General features: G+C 63.6%; 16 protein-coding genes and 1 other RNA gene. 14 read left to right on the top strand and 3 right to left on the bottom strand.

The features are described from left to right. The first annotated feature begins 31 nt into the window (after window positions 1–31). The 11 genes from ACOGXH_RS05790 (at window position 32) to ACOGXH_RS05840 (ending at window position 12,489) form a co-directional block, all read left to right on the top strand. Window positions 32–3,037 (top strand): ABC transporter permease subunit, encoded by a 3,006-nt coding sequence (locus ACOGXH_RS05790; RefSeq protein ID WP_419928161.1) that lies wholly within the window; start codon window positions 32–34, stop codon window positions 3,035–3,037. A gap of 74 nt (window positions 3,038–3,111) precedes the next feature. After that, window positions 3,112–4,596, top strand: a complete 1,485-nt coding sequence (locus tag ACOGXH_RS05795) for an ABC transporter substrate-binding protein (RefSeq protein ID WP_419928162.1) — start codon at window positions 3,112–3,114, stop codon at window positions 4,594–4,596. Between the two features lie 84 nt (window positions 4,597–4,680). Continuing rightward, window positions 4,681–5,838, top strand: coding sequence for a CaiB/BaiF CoA transferase family protein (locus ACOGXH_RS05800; RefSeq protein ID WP_419928163.1), 1,158 nt, complete (start codon window positions 4,681–4,683; stop codon window positions 5,836–5,838). Between the two features lie 46 nt (window positions 5,839–5,884). Beyond that, complete coding sequence (locus ACOGXH_RS05805; RefSeq protein ID WP_419928164.1) at window positions 5,885–7,462, top strand: FadD3 family acyl-CoA ligase; 1,578 nt, start codon at window positions 5,885–5,887, stop codon at window positions 7,460–7,462. Window positions 7,463–7,502: 40 nt separating this feature from the next. Further along, the gene (locus ACOGXH_RS05810; RefSeq protein WP_419928165.1) at window positions 7,503–8,300 is read left to right on the top strand and encodes a sulfite exporter TauE/SafE family protein; all 798 of its coding nucleotides are present in this window, start codon (window positions 7,503–7,505) and stop codon (window positions 8,298–8,300) included. Window positions 8,301–8,399: 99 nt separating this feature from the next. Continuing rightward, complete coding sequence (locus ACOGXH_RS05815) at window positions 8,400–8,672, top strand: helix-turn-helix domain-containing protein (protein WP_419928166.1); 273 nt, start codon at window positions 8,400–8,402, stop codon at window positions 8,670–8,672. Beyond that, window positions 8,673–9,620: a PhoH family protein gene (locus tag ACOGXH_RS05820; RefSeq protein WP_419928167.1), complete on the top strand. Its 948-nt coding sequence runs from the start codon at window positions 8,673–8,675 to the stop codon at window positions 9,618–9,620. Next, the gene (ybeY, locus tag ACOGXH_RS05825) at window positions 9,617–10,147 is read left to right on the top strand and encodes an rRNA maturation RNase YbeY (RefSeq protein WP_419928168.1); all 531 of its coding nucleotides are present in this window, start codon (window positions 9,617–9,619) and stop codon (window positions 10,145–10,147) included. Before ACOGXH_RS05820 ends, ybeY begins: the two co-directional genes overlap by 4 nt. Next, the gene (locus ACOGXH_RS05830; protein WP_419928169.1) at window positions 10,144–10,986 is read left to right on the top strand and encodes a hemolysin family protein; all 843 of its coding nucleotides are present in this window, start codon (window positions 10,144–10,146) and stop codon (window positions 10,984–10,986) included. The genes ybeY and ACOGXH_RS05830 overlap by 4 nt, the downstream gene beginning before the upstream one ends. A 47-nt stretch (window positions 10,987–11,033) precedes the next feature. Continuing rightward, window positions 11,034–11,636: a DNA-3-methyladenine glycosylase family protein gene (locus ACOGXH_RS05835; protein WP_419928170.1), complete on the top strand. Its 603-nt coding sequence runs from the start codon at window positions 11,034–11,036 to the stop codon at window positions 11,634–11,636. A 379-nt stretch (window positions 11,637–12,015) separates the two neighbouring features. Further along, the gene (locus ACOGXH_RS05840; RefSeq protein ID WP_419928171.1) at window positions 12,016–12,489 is read left to right on the top strand and encodes a MarR family winged helix-turn-helix transcriptional regulator; all 474 of its coding nucleotides are present in this window, start codon (window positions 12,016–12,018) and stop codon (window positions 12,487–12,489) included. A 19-nt stretch (window positions 12,490–12,508) separates the two neighbouring features. Here the strand turns inward: ACOGXH_RS05840 and ACOGXH_RS05845 are convergent, their stop codons facing one another. Both ACOGXH_RS05845 and ssrA read right to left on the bottom strand, forming a co-directional pair. Further along, complete coding sequence (locus ACOGXH_RS05845) at window positions 12,509–13,003, bottom strand: MarR family winged helix-turn-helix transcriptional regulator (protein WP_419928172.1); 495 nt, start codon at window positions 13,001–13,003, stop codon at window positions 12,509–12,511. 176 nt (window positions 13,004–13,179) lie between these two features. Beyond that, window positions 13,180–13,568: a transfer-messenger RNA gene (ssrA, locus tag ACOGXH_RS05850) on the bottom strand. 150 nt (window positions 13,569–13,718) lie between these two features. Here ssrA and ACOGXH_RS05855 point away from each other — a divergent pair. Together ACOGXH_RS05855 and ACOGXH_RS05860 are read left to right on the top strand one after the other, a co-directional pair. Next, entirely contained in the window at window positions 13,719–14,669 is a 951-nt protein-coding gene (locus ACOGXH_RS05855) for an NAD(P)-dependent oxidoreductase (protein WP_419928173.1), read from the top strand. After that, window positions 14,669–15,541 (top strand): HalD/BesD family halogenase, encoded by an 873-nt coding sequence (locus tag ACOGXH_RS05860; protein WP_419928174.1) that lies wholly within the window; start codon window positions 14,669–14,671, stop codon window positions 15,539–15,541. Before ACOGXH_RS05855 ends, ACOGXH_RS05860 begins: the two co-directional genes overlap by 1 nt. Before the next feature lie 3 nt (window positions 15,542–15,544). On the opposite strand, the gene smpB is transcribed toward ACOGXH_RS05860, so the two are convergent. After that, complete coding sequence (gene smpB, locus ACOGXH_RS05865; RefSeq protein ID WP_419928175.1) at window positions 15,545–16,042, bottom strand: SsrA-binding protein SmpB; 498 nt, start codon at window positions 16,040–16,042, stop codon at window positions 15,545–15,547. Window positions 16,043–16,104: 62 nt separating this feature from the next. On the opposite strand from smpB, the gene era reads away from it, so the two are divergent. Next, window positions 16,105–17,043 carry a GTPase Era gene (gene era, locus ACOGXH_RS05870; RefSeq protein ID WP_419928176.1) on the top strand — a complete coding sequence of 313 codons (939 nt, stop codon included), beginning with the start codon at window positions 16,105–16,107 and terminating at the stop codon, window positions 17,041–17,043. Window positions 17,044–17,072 lie beyond the last annotated feature (29 nt).

Raw genomic sequence — 17,072 nt, forward strand, 5'->3', positions numbered from 1 at the left:
CAGGTCGAATAGTCCAGGGGGAAATAATCGGGTGGGCGAGTTCATCCAATTGCTCGTGAGCGGAGCCATTGCCGGTTCCATCTACTCGCTGATCGCCGCCGGGCTCACGCTGAGCTACACCTCCACCGGCATTTTCAACCTGGCCTACGGGGGCATCGCCTACACCTCGGCCATGCTCTACTTCCAATTGATCAATGCCCTGGGCATCGAGAGCCTGGGCATGCGGCTGCTGTCGTTCTTCCTCGTGGTGCTGGTGTTTTGCCCATTGCTGGGCCAACTCCTGAACGTGGCAGTATTCCGACCCCTGGCTCGGGCCAACGACGCGGCCAAAGTCATGGCCACCATCGGAATTCTGGTGGCGTTGCCTGCCCTCACCGATTTAATCGTCGACCTGGGCACAAAGACCTGGGACTGGGGTCTCCAATCCACCGACTACGTGTTCCTCACCCCCGGGGTTTGGAAGGTACCCAGCGAGACCTGGACCTACGACCTCGGCAGCTTCGACCTTCGCATCAGTAGCAACCAGTGGGCGGTACTGGTAGTGGCAGTGGTCGTCGCGGCTGGACTGTGGGCCCTAATGCGCCACACCCGTATGGGGCTTCAAATGCGGGCCGTGGTGGATCGACCCGATTTGGCCGGGCTGCGGGGGGTCAGCGAAAAGTTCACCTCGTCGGCCGCTTGGATCATCGGCACCATGCTGGCCGGGATGGCCGGAGTGGTGGGCGCCCCGGTGTTCAACTCGCTGGAGTCCAATCAATACAACGTGTTCATGTTCATCGCCACCGCCGCCGCGGTGGTTGGCGGGTTGCGCTCCATTCCGCTGGCTTTCGCCGGGGGCGTGGCCTTGGGAGTGGTCACCAGCTGGGTGGGCCGTTACGCCACCTTTGCCCAGGACATTCGGGGATTCGAAAGCTCGGTGCCGTTCGTAGTTCTGTTGGTGGGTCTATTGTTTATGGCCCGGGAGCGGACTCGGCGCAGCGGGGTGGTGGCCGACGCCCCTCCGGCCACCGTCTACACCGACGACCTGCCGGCGTGGCGTGTTCGACTGCCGTGGTTCCTGGGCGCGGTGTTCATCGTGCTTCAGGTTTTCGTCTTTGCCGACCAGTTCTGGCTAGGGCTTTGGGTCACCGGCCTGGCCTTTGGCCTGGTGTTCATGTCCTGGGTGCTGCTTACCGGCCTCGGCGGTATGGTCAGCCTGGCTCAAGCGGCCTTCGTGACCATGGCGGCCATGACTGCTGGTCTGATCTTGGACAAGACCGGGCTGCCGTTCATCCCTGCGTTGATCGTGGGCGTGATCATTGCCGGTGTGCTCGGCGTGGTTGTGGCCTTGCCCGCCCTGCGGCTGGGGGGTTTGCCGTTGGCTTTGGCCACCCTGGCCCTGGCTTTCATGAGTGAGCGGGTGCTGTTCGAGTGGAGCTGGTTCAAGAACGGCCAGGGCTCCAAGGGATGGGACATCCCCCGCCCCCAACTGGGGCCGTTCGACTTAGAAGACGAGAAGTCCCTTGCCGTGCTGTTAGTGATATTGGTGTTGGCCGCGGGCTGGCTGGTGCGAAACCTCCAGCGCTCGGTCACGGGCCGGGCCATCATCGCGGTGCGCAACTCCGAGCCTGCCGCGGCCACCTCTGGCCATTCCATCGTTCGCACCAAGCTGGCGGTATTCGCCCTGTCGGCATTGCTGGCCGGGTTCGGTGGGGTGTTTTTCGCCACCTTCATCGGCAATGTGACTCCGTTCACCGCCACCACCCAAGCCGGCCTGTTCTGGCTGGCCGTGGTGATCTTGGTCGGCATACGCCGGCCCGGGGCCGCGGTAATGGCCGGCATCATGGTGGCGGCCAGCGGACACACATTCGGCACTGGCTGGCACTGGGATTGGATGGAGTCGTGGCATGTGGTGCTGGTGGCCTCAGTATTCGGGGCGGCGGCATTGTTCACCGCCATCCGAGACCGGCAAGTGGGGCTTCCGTTCTCGCCGCCCATTCTCGGAGTGCTGGCGGTGCTGGCCTTTATCTGCCTGGCACGCGTGTATTCCTGGTACCCCATCGACTGGGACGGGTTCGACCAGTACGACGAGGCCCGCAACATCACCGCCTTCATGTTCGGCCTCGGCGCCATGCAACTCGCCCGCGAGCCCGATGGAATCCTCGCGTTCACCGCGGCCCAAAACCGGGTTCGCCGCGATGCTTGGCGCCGGCGGCTCGCGGCGTGGAGCGAGGGAACTGTTGTTGCCGAGAAGGTTCCAGCCACTGTCACAGCTCCAGGCACTGCCATGGCCGCCTCCGAGCCTTCCGAGGCTCCAGAGGCAGCCAAGCCGTCGGGCGATCAGTACGTGGGCGATCACCCGCCTGCCCTCGAACTCGTGGGGGTGAGGGCCAGCTACGGATTGGTGGAGGCCCTGCACGGAATTGACTTGTCAGTACCCCGGGGTGAGATCACTGCGCTCTTGGGTCCCAACGGCGCTGGCAAGTCCACCACCTGCGCGGTGGCCTCCGGCCTACTGGCTGCCACCCACGGTGTGATCCGGTTCGACGGGGAGGACATCACGGCGCTGCGCAGCCACCGCCGGTCCCGCCGGGGCGTGGTGCTGGCCCCAGAGGCCCGGGGTATTTTCAGCGGGCTGACCGTGCGGGAGAATCTGCAACTTTGGCTGCCCAACGCCGATGACCGAGAGCTGTGCTGTGATCGGTTTCCCATCCTGGGAGAGCGCCAGAACCAGCTGGCTGGCAATCTCTCAGGGGGTGAGCAGCAGATCCTTACCCTGGCACCGCTGCTGGCCCACCCGCCCGAAGTGCTAATCGCCGACGAGCCGTCGCTGGGGCTGGCTCCGCTCATCGTGAATCAGATCCTCGAGCTGTTCATCGAATTCAAGGAGCGGGGCGTAGCCCTGCTATTGGTAGAAGAAAAGGCCCGCGACGTGCTGGAGATAGCCGACTCGGTGGCGTTCATCAGCTTGGGCCACATCACCTGGCACGGCCCCCGCTCCGAGGTGGATCACGACCAGCTCGACGCCGCCTATCTGGGTGAAGCCACCTCTTCTTGACACCGGCCATGCCGGGGTGACAGCCCGCGAACCTCTGTCCTACTATGTCGGCAGCCCATGATTCGGAGGGGGACATGAAGAAATCCTTGCTGTACAAGCTTCTCGCGCTCTTGGCTGCGTTCACGTTGGTGGTTGCCGCCTGCGGCAACGACGACGATGACGCTCCGGCCCCAGACGCTGCACCGGCCCCGGCTGATGAGCCTGCTGAGGAGCCCATGGATGACGACGACGACCATGAGCACGAGGACGACGACGACCATGCGCACGAGGACGACGACGACCACGAGCACGACGAAGAGCCCATGGATGACGAGCCGATGGACGACGAAGAGCCCATGGATGACGAGCCGATGGACGACGAAGAGATGGCGACCTCCCGCACGTGGGGAGCCTTCACCTACGAGATTGATTTCGAGCCATCCACTCGGGGTGTGAGCGACGACACTGTGCGCCTGGGTGCGATGACTCAGGATGCTTTGTACGGGGGATTCACCGACGGCATCAACGCCCGCCTCGGACGAGCCAACCGCGACGGCGAACTGCCCGGCGGTCGGCAAGTCGAACTCGTGCAATACGTGGATGATGGCAGCGATCCGCAGGCCAACTTTGAAGGGGCCCGAAGCATGGTGGAGAACGACGAGGTGTTCGGCATCATGGTCACCTCGGCGGTCTCGCTTCCTCAGACCACCGACTACCTGGCCGAGAACCAGGTGCCCTTCACCGGCTGGGGGTTCATGCCCGGGTTCTGCGCCCCCAACGACTGGGGCTTCGGCTTCAACGGCTGCTTGAGCGGCTATGCCTTCGGGGTCGAGGGCGCCGATCCTCTGGTGTCGGTCCAGAACATCTGGTACGACTTCTTCGGCACCGAGGACATTGTGGTCGGCATCTTCAATAGCGACGACGACGCCGGCCGCGCCGGCCATGCGCTGTACGAAACGCTGTGGGCCGGCAAACTGGCGTTCAACGATTTCGTTCCTACTGCAAGTGCAGGCGGCATCACCGATCCCACCCGGTTCGTGAACACGGTGCTGGAGCACGAGCCCGACTTGGTGATCCTGTCCACCGACTTTGCCGGAGCTATCACCCTGAAGGCAACCATTGCCGCTTCGGGATATGAGGGCCCGGTGGCCGACTATCTGACCTACGTTCCTGGCCTCCCCGGGTCCAGCCCTGACTTGGGCCAAGCCCTGGAAGGCGGCTACGCCGTGACCCAGGTGCCCCCAGTTGAGGATTCTTCGCAGCCGGCCATTCAGCAGCTCTTGGCCGACTACGAGGCAGTTGGGGCCTTCCCCGGCTTCGGTAGCTTGGTGGGCTACTGGTCGGCCGATTTGATGATCCAGATGATCGCCGCTGCTGGCGAGGATCTGAACACGGCCAGCTTCTATCAGGCGGTCAACATCGACGGCTTTGAGACCACCCAGCAGTCCGGCGGTCTCGGCTCGGTGAAGTGGCCGGCCGACCACGTAATCGCCCCTGACTGCACCGGCATGGTGCAGGTGGTGGACGCGGAATATGCGGTGGCCTACGAGTTCGTCTGCTACGGCGACCCCGACCGGTAAGCCAACTGAACCAATAGCGACTGTGCCGGGCCCGATCGGCTGCCTCACCGGCGGCAGGTCGGGCCCGGCCGCGTCTTGTCGGCCATGAATGCCGGGCCGCTCGCTGGCATTCGGGTGGTGGACCTCACCCGGATCTTCTCGGGCCCGATCTGCGGGCGGGTGCTGGCCGACTTGGGTGCCGATGTCATCAAGGTTGAGCCGCCTACCGGCGACCTCACCCGGCCGGTACCGCCGGTGGACTCTGAGGGCATCGGGGTCACGTTTAGCCACATGAATGCGGGCAAGCGCAACATCTGCATCGACCTCAAAGCCGAAGGCGCTCCCGATCTGGTAGCCGCGCTGGCCGACCGGGCCGACGTGCTGTTGGAGAACTACCGTCCCGGCGTCATGGCCCGCTACGGGCTGTCGTATGAGGAGCTGTCGGCCCGCAACCCCCCGCTGGTGTTCTGCTCCATCACCGGATTCGGCCAAACCGGGCCGTGGACCCATCGCCGGGCCCACGCCCCCATGATGCACGCCGTGGCCGGCACCATCGAGCTGGCCGCTCGTCTCCGGGAGGCCGAGCCGCTCCAGGAGATCCACCAACACGGCGATCTCTACGCCGGGTTCATTTCGGTGTCTGCGGTGTTGGCCGCGCTCTACCAGCGGGAACACACCGGCACCGGCCAACACCTCGACGTCGCCATGGCTGAGACCCTCATTTACGCAAACGACCAGGCGGGCAATGACCTCTCGGGTTATGACGGACCCCGGGAATTCGACACTTGGAACTACGCCGTCGCCCGAACCGCCGACGGACAGGCGGTTTCACTGATCGGCAATCCCGAGCAAATGTTGCCTCGGTGGGTGGCTGCGCTAGGTGGTAACGCGGAGGACTGCCCCGACCAGCCCACCCGGGAAGAGGCCCTGGCCGTGCTTCGGGGGTTGGTAGCGGGATTCACTACCTACGAGGAATTGGCCGAAGTTGTGGAGCGCCAGCCGCTGCCCGCGGCCCGCATCAGCTCGGTATCCGAGCTGGCCGCCTCCGATTGGGCTGCCGACCGGGGACTGATTGCCGAGATCCGCCCCGGCATCCCTGTGCCGGCCAAACCATTCGCCATGGGCGACGCAACAGTGGGGGTAACCCACCGATCCGCCCGGCTAGGGGAGGACACCCGATCGATCTTGGCCGACGATCTAGGTCTCAGCGATAGCGAAATTGCCCACCTCATCGCTCAGGGAGCGGTCCAAGCCGCTGACTGAGCGGCCAACTCCGAAGTGGCGAAAGCAGTGAATTAGGGTCGCAGCCATGTCCGATGCTCCGTGGACCACTATCTGCGAGTTGGTCGACGACGCGGCCCGCCGGTTCCCCGACTTGGAGGCCCTGGTGGACGGCGATGTGCGCTGGACCTTCCCGGAATTGCGCGATCGCGTCCGGGGCTCGGCCCGGGCTCTGATGGCCTCGGGCATCGAGCCGGGCGATCGGGTGGCGGTTTGGGCCCCCAATATCTGGGAATGGGTGGTGGCCGGGCTGGGGATTCATCTGGCCGGAGGCGTGCTGGTTCCGGTCAACACCCGGTTCAAGGGCCGCGAGGCCGATTTCATTCTCCAGAAGTCCGGGGCCCGCATCTTGTTCACCGTCACCGATTTTTTGGACACCGACTACGTCGCTTTGCTTCGGGACGCCGACGGTGGCAAGAGCCTCGACGAGATTGTGGTGCTGCGGGGGTCCGTCCCCAAGGGCACCTCCGGCTTTGCCGATTTCCTCCAGCGGGCCGAGCAGGTGTCCGAGGACGACGGCGACGCCCGGGCCGCCTCAGTGAGCGGCGACGATCTGTGCCACATCATGTTCACCTCGGGCACCACCGGCCTGCCCAAGGGGGCCATGCTGGTCCACGCCGCCATCTGCCGGGGGTTCAAGTCGTGGTGTGATGTGATCGGCTTGCGGGCGGGCGACCGCTACCTGATTGTCAACCCCTACTTCCACGCATTCGGCCTCAACTCGGGCATCTTGGCCTGTCTCATGACCGGAGCCACCAACATCCCCCACGCAGTGTTCGATGTGCCGGCGGTGATGGCCCGGGTCCCCGAAGAGCGCATCTCCATGCTGCCCGGACCACCGGCCATCTACCAGACCATCTTGAACCATCCCGATCTGGACAGCTTCGACATGTCCACCCTGCGCCTGGCGGTGACCGGGGCGGCCGCCATCCCGGTGGAGATGATCCTCCAGATGCGGGCCCGCCTGGGTTTCGAGACCATCGTCACCGGCTACGGCCTCACCGAGGCGTCGGGCATCGCCACCATGTGCCGCCACGACGACGACCCCGAGACCATCGCCAACACCTCGGGTCGGGCCATTCCCGACGTAGAGGTGCAGATAACTGACGACGACGGCAGCGAGATGCCCCGGGGCGAGCCTGGCGAGATCGTGGTGCGGGGCTACAACGTGATGCTCGGCTACCTGGACGACCCCGAGCAGACCGCAGAAGCCATCGACGCCGACGGCTGGCTCCACACCGGCGACATCGGGGTGATGGACGAACAGGGGAACATCGACATCACCGACCGCAAGAAGGACATGTTCATCGTGGGTGGGTTCAACGCCTATCCAGCCGAAATCGAGAACATCATGTTGGCCCACCCCCAGATCGGCCAGGTGGCAGTGATTGGGTTGCCCGATGACCGACTGGGGGAGGTGGCGGTGGCCACGGTGGTGCCCGCCCCCGGGGCCGATCCCACTGAGACCGATGTCATCGCCTGGTGCCGCGACCAGATGGCCAACTACAAAGTGCCCCGTCGGGTGCGATTCACCGAGTTCCTGCCCCTCAACGCCTCGGGCAAGGTGCTGAAGTACGTGCTCCGCGAGCAGGCCTCTACCGAGTGACTGCTGTTATAGCCCCTGACACTGCAATCATCGCTATGTCATGAACAAGTCGAAGTGGGGAATCAACTCGAAGTGGGGGCCGGTCGGAGTCGGGGTGGCTACCGGTTTCTTGTCCGGGGTGTTCGGTGTAGGCGGCGGGATTCTCATGGTTCCCTGTCTGGTACTGCTGCTGGGCATGGAGCAGCGCCGGGCCCACGGCACGTCGCTGGGGGCCATGGTGCTCATCTCCGCGTCGGCGCTGGGCGGATTTCTGCTCGAAGGATCGGTGGCCTGGCTACCCGGTTTGCTGATCTTCGCCGGCTCGTCTGTGGGGGTCACCGTCGGCACGTCATTGCTCAACGAAGTTCCTATCCGGTCGCTTCGGATTGGATTCGCCCTACTTCTTCTGGCCACTGCGGCTCGCTTCTTGGCTTTCGCCCCTGACACCGACGGCCACAGTGACATTACCGTCGCCTTGGCACTTGCCTATGTGGCCTGTGGCCTGGCTACCGGATTGCTGTCAGGGACCATGGGGGTGGGTGGCGGCGTGATCATGATTCCGGCGCTGATTCTGCTGTTCGGCTTCGTTGACCCCACTGCCAAGGGCACCTCGCTGCTGGTAATCCTTCCCACCGCCATCATCGGCACCTTGCGAAACCGCCGCTCTGGCAATATCGACCCAAAGTCAGCGCTGGTCGTCGGGTCATCGGGGGTGGCATCGGCATTTGTTGGCGCACTTGGTGCGAGTGCGCTCAGCCCCCGCTTGTCAGGCGTCCTTTTTGCCATCTTGCTTATCGTGAGTGCAGTGCAGATGCTGCGCCATGCCAACGATCCGCCTCCGCCGAGTGAAGCTGTATGACAATTCATGAAAGTCAGTGTTCGCGGGAATGAGGGCCCGAGGTCAACTTTGCCAGATTTTTGAGGTGCCGGCCCTTGGTACGGGATAGAGTGTGGGTAGATGAGCGACACCCAGATTGTGTGGCTGAACACCGAGACAGCGGCAAAGCGATTGGGTATCACCACGCGAACGCTGTACCGGTTCATCAATGAGGGGGGTCTGCCCGCCTATCGAATGGGTCGAGTTATCCGGGTCAAGCAGGCTGATGTGGATGCGTTCATCGAGCGCAGCCGCATCGAGCCCGGCACTCTCGGACATCTCTATCCCGACCCTGTCCCCGCCGGTAGCGCCGATGCGGAGGGCGATGACAGCGACGCAGACTCCGACTCCTGAATGACCACCGCAGCGCCGGTCACCATAGATATTCCTCGAAATGGGCTCATGGCCGCCCTTTTGGGTGAGCGGGATCAGCACCTCCGCCAAATAGAGCAGTCGTTCCCCGATGCCGACATCTTTGTACGGGGCAACCGGATCACGGTCTCGGGCCAAGGTGCTGACCGTGTTGCCGGGTTATTCGACGAGATGATCCTGCTCGTCCAAGGCGGACACCAGCTCGATTCCCGTACTCTGGGCCGGGCGATCAAGATGGTGGAGGCAGATGAGAGTCCCTCGGGTGTCATGGACACCGACGTGCTGCGGTCGGGACGGGGCCGGGTCATTCGTCCCCAGTCAGCCGGCCAGCGCAGCTATGTCGACGCCATGCGGAGCAACATCATCACCTTCAGCATCGGCCCGGCTGGCACCGGAAAGAGCTGGCTGGCGGTGGCTACCGCGGTGCGGGAGCTGAAGGCCCACACTGTGGAGCGGATCATTCTGACTCGCCCTGCGGTGGAGGCGGGGGAGCGGCTGGGATTTCTGCCCGGAGACATGATCGCCAAGGTCGACCCCTATTTGCGCCCGCTCTATGACGCTCTGTACGACATGCTCGACACCGAAGAAGTGCAGTCTCTGATCGATCGGGGGGTCATCGAGATTGCTCCGCTGGCCTATATGCGAGGCCGCACCCTCAACGACAGCTTCATCATCCTTGACGAAGCCCAGAACACCACCCCCGAGCAGATGAAGATGTTCTTGACCCGCATAGGATTCGGTTCAAGAGCAGTGGTGACCGGCGACGTAACCCAGGTGGACGTCGAAGGAGGCCGCAGCGGGCTGGTGTCCTTGGAGAAGATCTTGTCCGGGATTGACGGCCTGTCGTTCGTCCACCTGAGTTCTCGCGATGTGGTCCGCCACCCCATCGTGGCCGACATTGTGAACGCCTACGAGCGGGCCCAGCAGTGACGGCCGACGGAGACGGGGTTCCTAGACCCAGCGGCTCTGACATTGATGCAGCGGTGGTCGTGGTTCTGGACGGCCAGCGGGATCTGACGGTGGACGAGGAACGTTGGGCCGGGCTGTTGCGCCGGGTCCTCTCCGAAGAGCAGGTGCCGGTTCCCTGGGAGGCAGGGCTCTCATTCGTTGAAGCGGGTGAAATGGCCGCCCTCAACGCCACCCATCGGGGCATCGACCGCCCCACCGACGTGCTTGCCTTCGGCGCTGACGATGGCAGCGCCCCACGGGGTCCCGATGAGCCCCGACTGGTGGGCGACGTGGTGATCTGCCCGTCGATTGCGGCGGCCAACGCTGAGACCCGCGGTGCGTCTATCGACGACGAACTGGCCCTGCTGGTGGTGCATGGTGCCCTGCACTTGCTGGGCTATGACCACATAGACGACCGCGACGCCCAGAAGATGGAAGGCCGGGAGCGGGAGCTGCTCGCTCTGGCTGAGGCCACCGCGGTCACCGCCTCGCGATGGGGATCATCGTGAGCGTGTTGGGCCGATTCGGGCTGCTGCGTCGGCTAGTGCAGGCCAGCTGGCGGCGGGAAGCACCTCAGGTTTCTGAGGAAGAGTTGTTGGCCATGGCCGAGGCGGCCGAGGCGTCCGACGCCATCGAGCCCGAGGAGCGAGAGCTGATCGGCCAGATAATCGAATTCGGCGACACGGTGGTGCGGGAGGTGATGGTGCCCCGCACCGACATGGTGGCGATGAGCGACCGGCACACGGTGAGTGAGGCCATCGGCATCGTGATCGAGCACGGCTACAGCCGGGTGCCGGTTTACGCCGAGGGCATTGACGACGTGGTGGGGGTAGTCCATGCCAAAGACCTGATGCGGGCCGAGCGGGACAAGGGCGAAGCCTCCCCGGCGGTGGCGGTGGCCCGCACTCCACGCTTCGTGCCGGAGACAAAGCGCATCGCCCTATTACTGCGGGAGATGCAGGCTGAGAAGTTCCACATCGCCATAGTGGTGGACGAGTACGGGGGCACCGCCGGAGTTGTCACGCTGGAAGACCTCATTGAGGAGCTGGTAGGCGAGATTGTCGACGAGTTCGACATAGAGGAGCCAATGATCGAGCGGATGGCCCCGGGAACGGTGCGGGTGAACGGTCGAGTTCCAATCGACGAACTCAGCGAGGTGCTGGGAGCGCCATTGCCCAACGGCGACTGGGACACTGTGGGTGGGCTGATATTCAACACCCTGGGTCACGTGCCCGAAGAGGGGGAGACGCTGATTATGGACGGCTGGGAGCTTTTGGTGGAGCGGGTCACCGGTCGGCGCATCGCTCGGGTGATCGTCAAGCCGGTATCCGATTCTGCTGACGCCTGATCTGGGCGTTCGGGCACGAATAGGCGCAAGATCTGGCCGTGGGAAATGTGAGCTTGACCGAGGCCAGCCATGCCTTGAGCAAGACCTCAGAGGTGATGGCCGGATTGGTAGAGCGTTTTGGGCCGGCTCGATTCGGCACCAAGCCCACCGTGGGGGAGCGGTTCGAGGTGCTGAGCCGGGAGATTGCCTACCAGCAACTGGCCGGCAAGGCGGCTGGCGCAATCTGGGGTCGCGTGCGGGAGCAGGCACCGGAGTGGGCACCGGGGGCGGTGCTGGCGCTGGGTGAGGAGCCGCTGCGGTGCGCGGGGCTGTCGGGGGCCAAGACCCGTGCGATGCTCGACTTGGCCACCCACTGCGAGCAGGGCTCGCTCAACTTGGCCTGCTTGGGCCGGCTGTCGAACCAGGAGGTGATCGACCGGCTCAGTCAGGTTTGGGGCATCGGAACATGGACCGCCCAGATGTTCTTGATCTTCTCGCTGCGACGCCTCGACGTCTGGCCGGTGGGAGACTTCGGGGTCCGCAGAGGCTACGGACTGGCTCACGGTTGGACCGAGGCACCCACTGCCGATGAATTAGAACCACTTGGTGACCAGTTCCGCCCCTATCGCAGTGTCGCCGCCTGGTACTGCTGGCGAGCCACCGAGGTCTGAATTTTCCAGTCCGGTCAGTCAAGAGTTGCCGAAGTCTGGCTCTCAGTGTTACAAGCTTCACCACAGGTACGGTCGCCAAGTGTCATTGCGCTATGTGCCGGCAGTCATAGCTGGAATCGGAGGACTTTGCGCGCCCATGTTAAACGGCAAAGTCGGCCAAAATAAATTGTGATCTTTATGTGATGTAGTCGTGACTGTAACGATTGACTCAGCTAACGGTCGGGCCAAATCAATGGGGTGGTCAGGCACTATTGAATGGGTAGTTGTCTATAAGACCCGAAAGTTGCGCGTTTGATCCTGTACTCTGCTTAGATAAGGTGCGCTACGAATTGGCGCGCTCCACAGTGATCGGACCATTACAACAAGCAAGGTGCAGCAAGTGTCTGAACAATCCTCTCAAATTGGACAGGACGACCAGTCCATGACACTGCAAGAAAGCGTGGCTTGCCTGGACAGCGCAATCGAATCAGGCGTGATACGCGAGGTCAAGCGCCACGGCCTTCATGTGAATGAGTTTGCCGTTTTGCAGCTCTTTGCCAAGCAAGATGAGTGGAGCGCAACCCAGCTATTGGATCACCTCGACATTGATCCATCGCGCATGAGCCGGCTTGTGGCCAAGATGGTTGACAGTCGCCTTCTGCGCCGTCGGCGGGGCCGCACGGATCGCCGCGTGGTCTATTTGACCCTCACCGACCGGGGGGCGGAGTTGGCCGAAGAGATTTCCCAACAGATGGAAGCACACGAGTCGACGCTCTTGCGGGGTGTGGGGAGCAGAGAGCTAGCCGGCTTTCGTTCAACCACCGAAAAGATCAAGAAGAACCTACAAAAGCTCGAAGAATCCTCAGGTCAGTAGATTCTCCTCAGCTGGAGGCCTAGGCATCACTTTGTGCCAGGTCGGTGAAGTTTTGGATGACCTTGCGGGCAGTGGCGAAGAAACCGCTCAGTTCTTCGTTGCTCACGTCTTCTATGAGAGCGGCTTGGTAGGAGATGATCCTGGAGTGCGCTGCGGCGATCATCTCTCCTCCGGTGTCGGTCAATACCAGATTTATGATCCGTCGGTCGGTCTTTGATCGCCTCCGGCGCAAGAGGCGCCGATTCACCAGTTGATCGACGACACGGCTTATGCGCGAGGGATCAAGAGGCAGCTTCTCGGCGAGTTGGGTGGCGGTCCAATCGGATCGCTGGCAGAACAATTGCATCACGGCGAACTCGTAGGGACGGAGGTCGCTTCGCTCCATCTCGAGTCTGACCGCCGCGGAGACCACTTTCGACAACGACGAAACGCAGTCGCCGAAGGCAGCCGATGGATCGCCCATCATGGGTAGCTCAACTGGGCCTACACTATGGTTTTTCGTTTCCGGGGTCATGCCTCTCGCCCAAAAATGTTATCTAACATCAAGAGTTATATAACAGGGCGATAGATAAATACAAGTAGTGTCGCGATCGCGTCGACTCAAGACCAGCACATATGTGCAGACAGGTTCCTTTCAGACAAGAGCCATCGGATTACCAGCCCAGGCACATGTCGCTGATTCGCCATAGCTGGTGGAGCTGGGGGGAATCGAACCCCCGTCCGCTGGGCGGTGCCTGTCTGTGATACGACCATTCCTGGTGTGCAGCGTCGATGGCAGCTGCGTCGCCGGGTCGGGTGGCCCCCGCTAGGGGGCCCGCCACCGGGTCTGTTCCCCGGAGCCAGCGGTCTTTCCCGCCGTCAGTGGTCTGTCCCTACTGTCTCCACCGCTTCTGTTGCCGGGCTGCGATGGACTGGCCCCGCGTGCCGTTACCGGTCGCGGTGCTTCTCTTGGCCAGAAAAATCAGGCTGCGAGAAGTTCACGGTCGTTGCCGTTTAGTTGGTTGCCCCGTTTTGCGAGTCTGAGCAACTCGGGTCGCACAGCGCAGCCCCCGGTCCCAACGTCGAAACCGATCAGCCCCGTGTGCACTTCTTGTCAAGGTGCCCTGCCATGATACCGGCCCAGTGAGACAGCAGACCGCTGGAATTGGCGGCCTCGTTTGCCTCGATGCGGGTTCCGCCGCCGACAAGGGGCCTGATTCTGCGGGGATTCTGGGCTAGATTCTCGGCCAATGGCCGGGTATGGCGAGGTGCCCGGATCAGAGGAGGCTCAACTGCGGATTGGTTTCGTTGGGTTGGGGACAATGGGCGGCCCCATGTGCCGGCGGCTGGTGGCCGCGGGCTATCCGGTGACTGCGTTTGATCTCAGTGATGAAGCGCTGCGTTTCGCAGTCGAGGCTGGCGCAGTGGCCGGGGAGTCGGCCCGCGAGTGCGCAGAGGACGCCGACTTCTTCTTGACTTCATTGCCCGCCCCCCACCATGTAGAAGCGGTGATGGCAGGGCCCGAAGGGGTATTGGCCGCGCTGAAGCCTGGCTCGGTTTGGGTTGATCTGACGACCAACCGCCGGGAGGTGGTGTTAGAGCTGGCCGCGGTCGCTCCGCAGGGCGTGGCGGTGGTTGATGCACCGGTGACCGGGGCAGTTGACGGCGCTCGCCGGGGGGAGCTCACCCTGTTCGCCGGGGGCGATCCCGAACCGGTGGCCGCGGTCCGAGAGATTCTGAGCCATCTTGGCACGGTGCTGGAGTGCGGGCTGCTGGGCACAGGAAATGTGGTGAAGCTGGTGACCAACCAGCTTTGGTTCGCGGCCGCAGCCGCGCTGGGGGAGGGGCTAGCAGTGGGGGTGGCCAACGGCGTCGAATTGCGAACACTGTGGCAGGGAATCTGCAACAGCGTGGGCGACAGCTTCGTGGCTCGCCACGATGCCCCCAGCATCTTCGCCGGCCACTACGACCCGTCGTTCCCACTCGAGCTGTGCCTCAAGGACCTGGACTTGATTGCTGAGCTCGAGGCCAGCGTGGGCGCCGAGCTTCCTATGACGGCGGCAGCCCGGGATGCGTTTGAGCGCGCCGCGCAGCGCTACGGCGCTGATGCGGCAGAGCTGAGCGTTGCACGCCGCATTGCCGACGATGCCGGAGTCTGCCTGCAACTCGACGGCGACTGGACGCCCCACTGGGAGGTGTGATGAATCAGACCTCGCCCATCGAATTGGCTGACTTGGTTGATCTGGAGGCATTCCCGATCGATGATCCGACCTCGGCTTCCTATATCGAAGCAGTAAACGACGCCCGGGTCGGCTTGCGGGCCGAGGGTTGTGCCGTCCTCAACCGCTTTGTGAGTGCCGAAGCCGTTGAGCTGCTCAACGACGAGGTGCTCGAGCGCAGGCACGCCACCCACTACTCGACCCAGGTGATCAACCCGTACTTCCACACTGCATTCAATCCCGATTACCCAGTCGAGCACCCAGTAAACACCTTCATTGAGCGCACCAGCGGTTTCATACCCGGCGATGCCTGGGACCGGGACTGCGCCACCGACATTCTGTTCCAGTCTTCGGAAGTGGCCCGCTTCTTGGCCGATTGTCTGGAGATTCCCATCCTGTACTGCTACGACGATCCCCTGGCCCGGCTGGTCACCAACATCTGCGATCCGGGCCAGCAACTCACCTGGCATTTCGACACCAACGAGTTCACTGTCACCGTGCTGGTGCAGCCTGCCGACGAGGGCGGTGTGTTCGAGTACGCGCCCGGCATCCGATCAGCCGATGACGAGGGGTTTGACGCCATCGCTCACGTGCTGGCCGGGGGCCGCAACGGGGTGAAGACCCTGGACCTTCAACCTGGCGATCTTCAAATCTTCATGGGCCGCTTCTCGATGCACCGGGTGACCAGGGTGGGGGCATCGTCTAGGCCTCGCCACACCACCATCTTGGCCTACACCCCCGAACCCGGCGTGATCGGCCGCGTAGAGCGCACCCGCCAGCTCTTCGGCCGCGTCTTGCCCGCACACGAGCACGCTGAACAAGAACGAGTCCGCTCCGACGCCCTGTTGGATTGATACTCAGGATTTGGCTGCTCGGCCCATCTCGCGGCGGGCTTCGCGGCGGGCGTCTTGTTCGGCGATGGCTTGGCGCTTGTCGGCTCGACGGCGGCCTCGGGCTATGCCAATCAGGACCTTGGCCCGGCCCTGCTTGAAATAGAGCGATAGGGGCACCACGGTGAGGCGGTCCTGCTCGAGGCGGGCCTTGATGCGGTTGAGCTCGCCCCGGTGCAACAGCAGCTTCTTGGGTCGGTCGGGGTCGTGGCCCACAGCAGCGTCGGCGTGGCTGTAGGGGGCGATGTGCAGGGACTGTAGCCACAGCTCGCCGTCGGCCATGCGGGCGTACGACTCGGTTAGCGTCACGTTGGACTCCCGCAGCGACTTGACCTCCGAGCCCACCAGCACCAGACCGGCCTCGTACTCGTCGAGGATCTCGAAATCCCGCCGGGCGCGGCGATTGGTGGCCACCACCTTGGTGTGCTCCTGCTCGCTGCTCGATCCCGGTTTCGACCTGGCCATGGGCTCACGGTACCCGGGCGGCAGGGGCAGGACGCTGGCAATTGAGGGGTAGCCTGGTCGGCGTGGCCGAGCAGGGAGACACGCCGACAGACGAGGTAGTCGGCGACTTCGGAGGTCAAAACCCCTGGGAGGGCTTCCGGTCGGGTTTCGTTACCTTGCTGGGAAGGCCCAATTCGGGCAAGTCCACCTTGGTTAACGCCATCGTGGGCACCAAAGTGGCCATTGTGTCCGACAAGGCTCAGACCACCCGCCACGCCGTGCGCGGAGTGCTGCACCGCGACGATGTGCAGGTGGTGTTTGTGGACACCCCTGGCATCCACAAGCCCCGAACGGCCCTGGGGGAGCGCCTGAACGCCACCGCGGCCGACGCTGCCGACGATGTGGATGTGGTGTGCCTGTGCATTGACGCCACTCGTCCGCTGGGGCGGGGAGACCGATTCATCGCGGAGCGGCTCAGCCCTGACTCCATCGTGGTGGTGACCAAGACCGACGCCGCCCCCCGATCGAAGGTGGTGGCCCAGCTGGCTGCGGCCGGCGAGCTCGAGTTCGCCGAGTACTTCCCCACCTCGGCCCGCACCGGCAAGGGGGTGGACGCTCTGGTGGACCGGCTGTGCGAACTTATGCCTCCCGGCCCGCCCCTATACCCACCCGAAATGGTGCGCGACATGCCTGAGGCCCGCTGGGTGGCCGAGTTGGTGCGGGAGCAGCTTCTCGCGTTGACCCGAGAGGAACTGCCCCACTCCATCACCGTGGCGGTGACCGAATGGGAGTGGCCGCGCATCAAAGTGGAGATCCTGGTGGAGCGGGAGTCGCAGAAGCCCATGGTGATTGGCAAGAAGGGCTCGGTGCTCAAACAAGTGGGGACCGCGGCTCGAGCCCAACTCCCCAAAGGCGTGTTCCTCGAATTGCACGTGGGGGTGGAGAAGAACTGGCAGCGCCGTCCCGAGATGCTCGACCGCTTCGGCTACGGACCGGGGTCCATGGCCAGTCCCGACCTGTAGGCTCCGACCTGTAGGTCCTGATCTGTGGG

This window comes from Candidatus Poriferisocius sp. (assembly GCF_965208355.1).
Classification (GTDB): domain Bacteria; phylum Actinomycetota; class Acidimicrobiia; order Acidimicrobiales; family Bin134; genus Poriferisocius.

What these genes read in the sequence shown, in the direction of transcription:
- ACOGXH_RS05845 (WP_419928172.1), bottom strand. Translation starts at nt 13,003, where the DNA reads ATGACCCCGGAAACGAAAAACCATAGTGTAGGCCCAGTTGAGCTACCC.
- ACOGXH_RS05860 (WP_419928174.1), top strand. Translation starts at nt 14,669, where the DNA reads ATGAATCAGACCTCGCCCATCGAATTGGCTGACTTGGTTGATCTGGAG.
- ACOGXH_RS05800 (WP_419928163.1), top strand. Translation starts at nt 4,681, where the DNA reads ATGAATGCCGGGCCGCTCGCTGGCATTCGGGTGGTGGACCTCACCCGG.
- smpB (WP_419928175.1), bottom strand. Translation starts at nt 16,042, where the DNA reads ATGGCCAGGTCGAAACCGGGATCGAGCAGCGAGCAGGAGCACACCAAG.
- ACOGXH_RS05815 (WP_419928166.1), top strand. Translation starts at nt 8,400, where the DNA reads ATGAGCGACACCCAGATTGTGTGGCTGAACACCGAGACAGCGGCAAAG.
- ACOGXH_RS05810 (WP_419928165.1), top strand. Translation starts at nt 7,503, where the DNA reads ATGAACAAGTCGAAGTGGGGAATCAACTCGAAGTGGGGGCCGGTCGGA.
- ACOGXH_RS05805 (WP_419928164.1), top strand. Translation starts at nt 5,885, where the DNA reads ATGTCCGATGCTCCGTGGACCACTATCTGCGAGTTGGTCGACGACGCG.
- ACOGXH_RS05820 (WP_419928167.1), top strand. Translation starts at nt 8,673, where the DNA reads ATGACCACCGCAGCGCCGGTCACCATAGATATTCCTCGAAATGGGCTC.
- ACOGXH_RS05795 (WP_419928162.1), top strand. Translation starts at nt 3,112, where the DNA reads ATGAAGAAATCCTTGCTGTACAAGCTTCTCGCGCTCTTGGCTGCGTTC.
- ACOGXH_RS05855 (WP_419928173.1), top strand. Translation starts at nt 13,719, where the DNA reads ATGGCCGGGTATGGCGAGGTGCCCGGATCAGAGGAGGCTCAACTGCGG.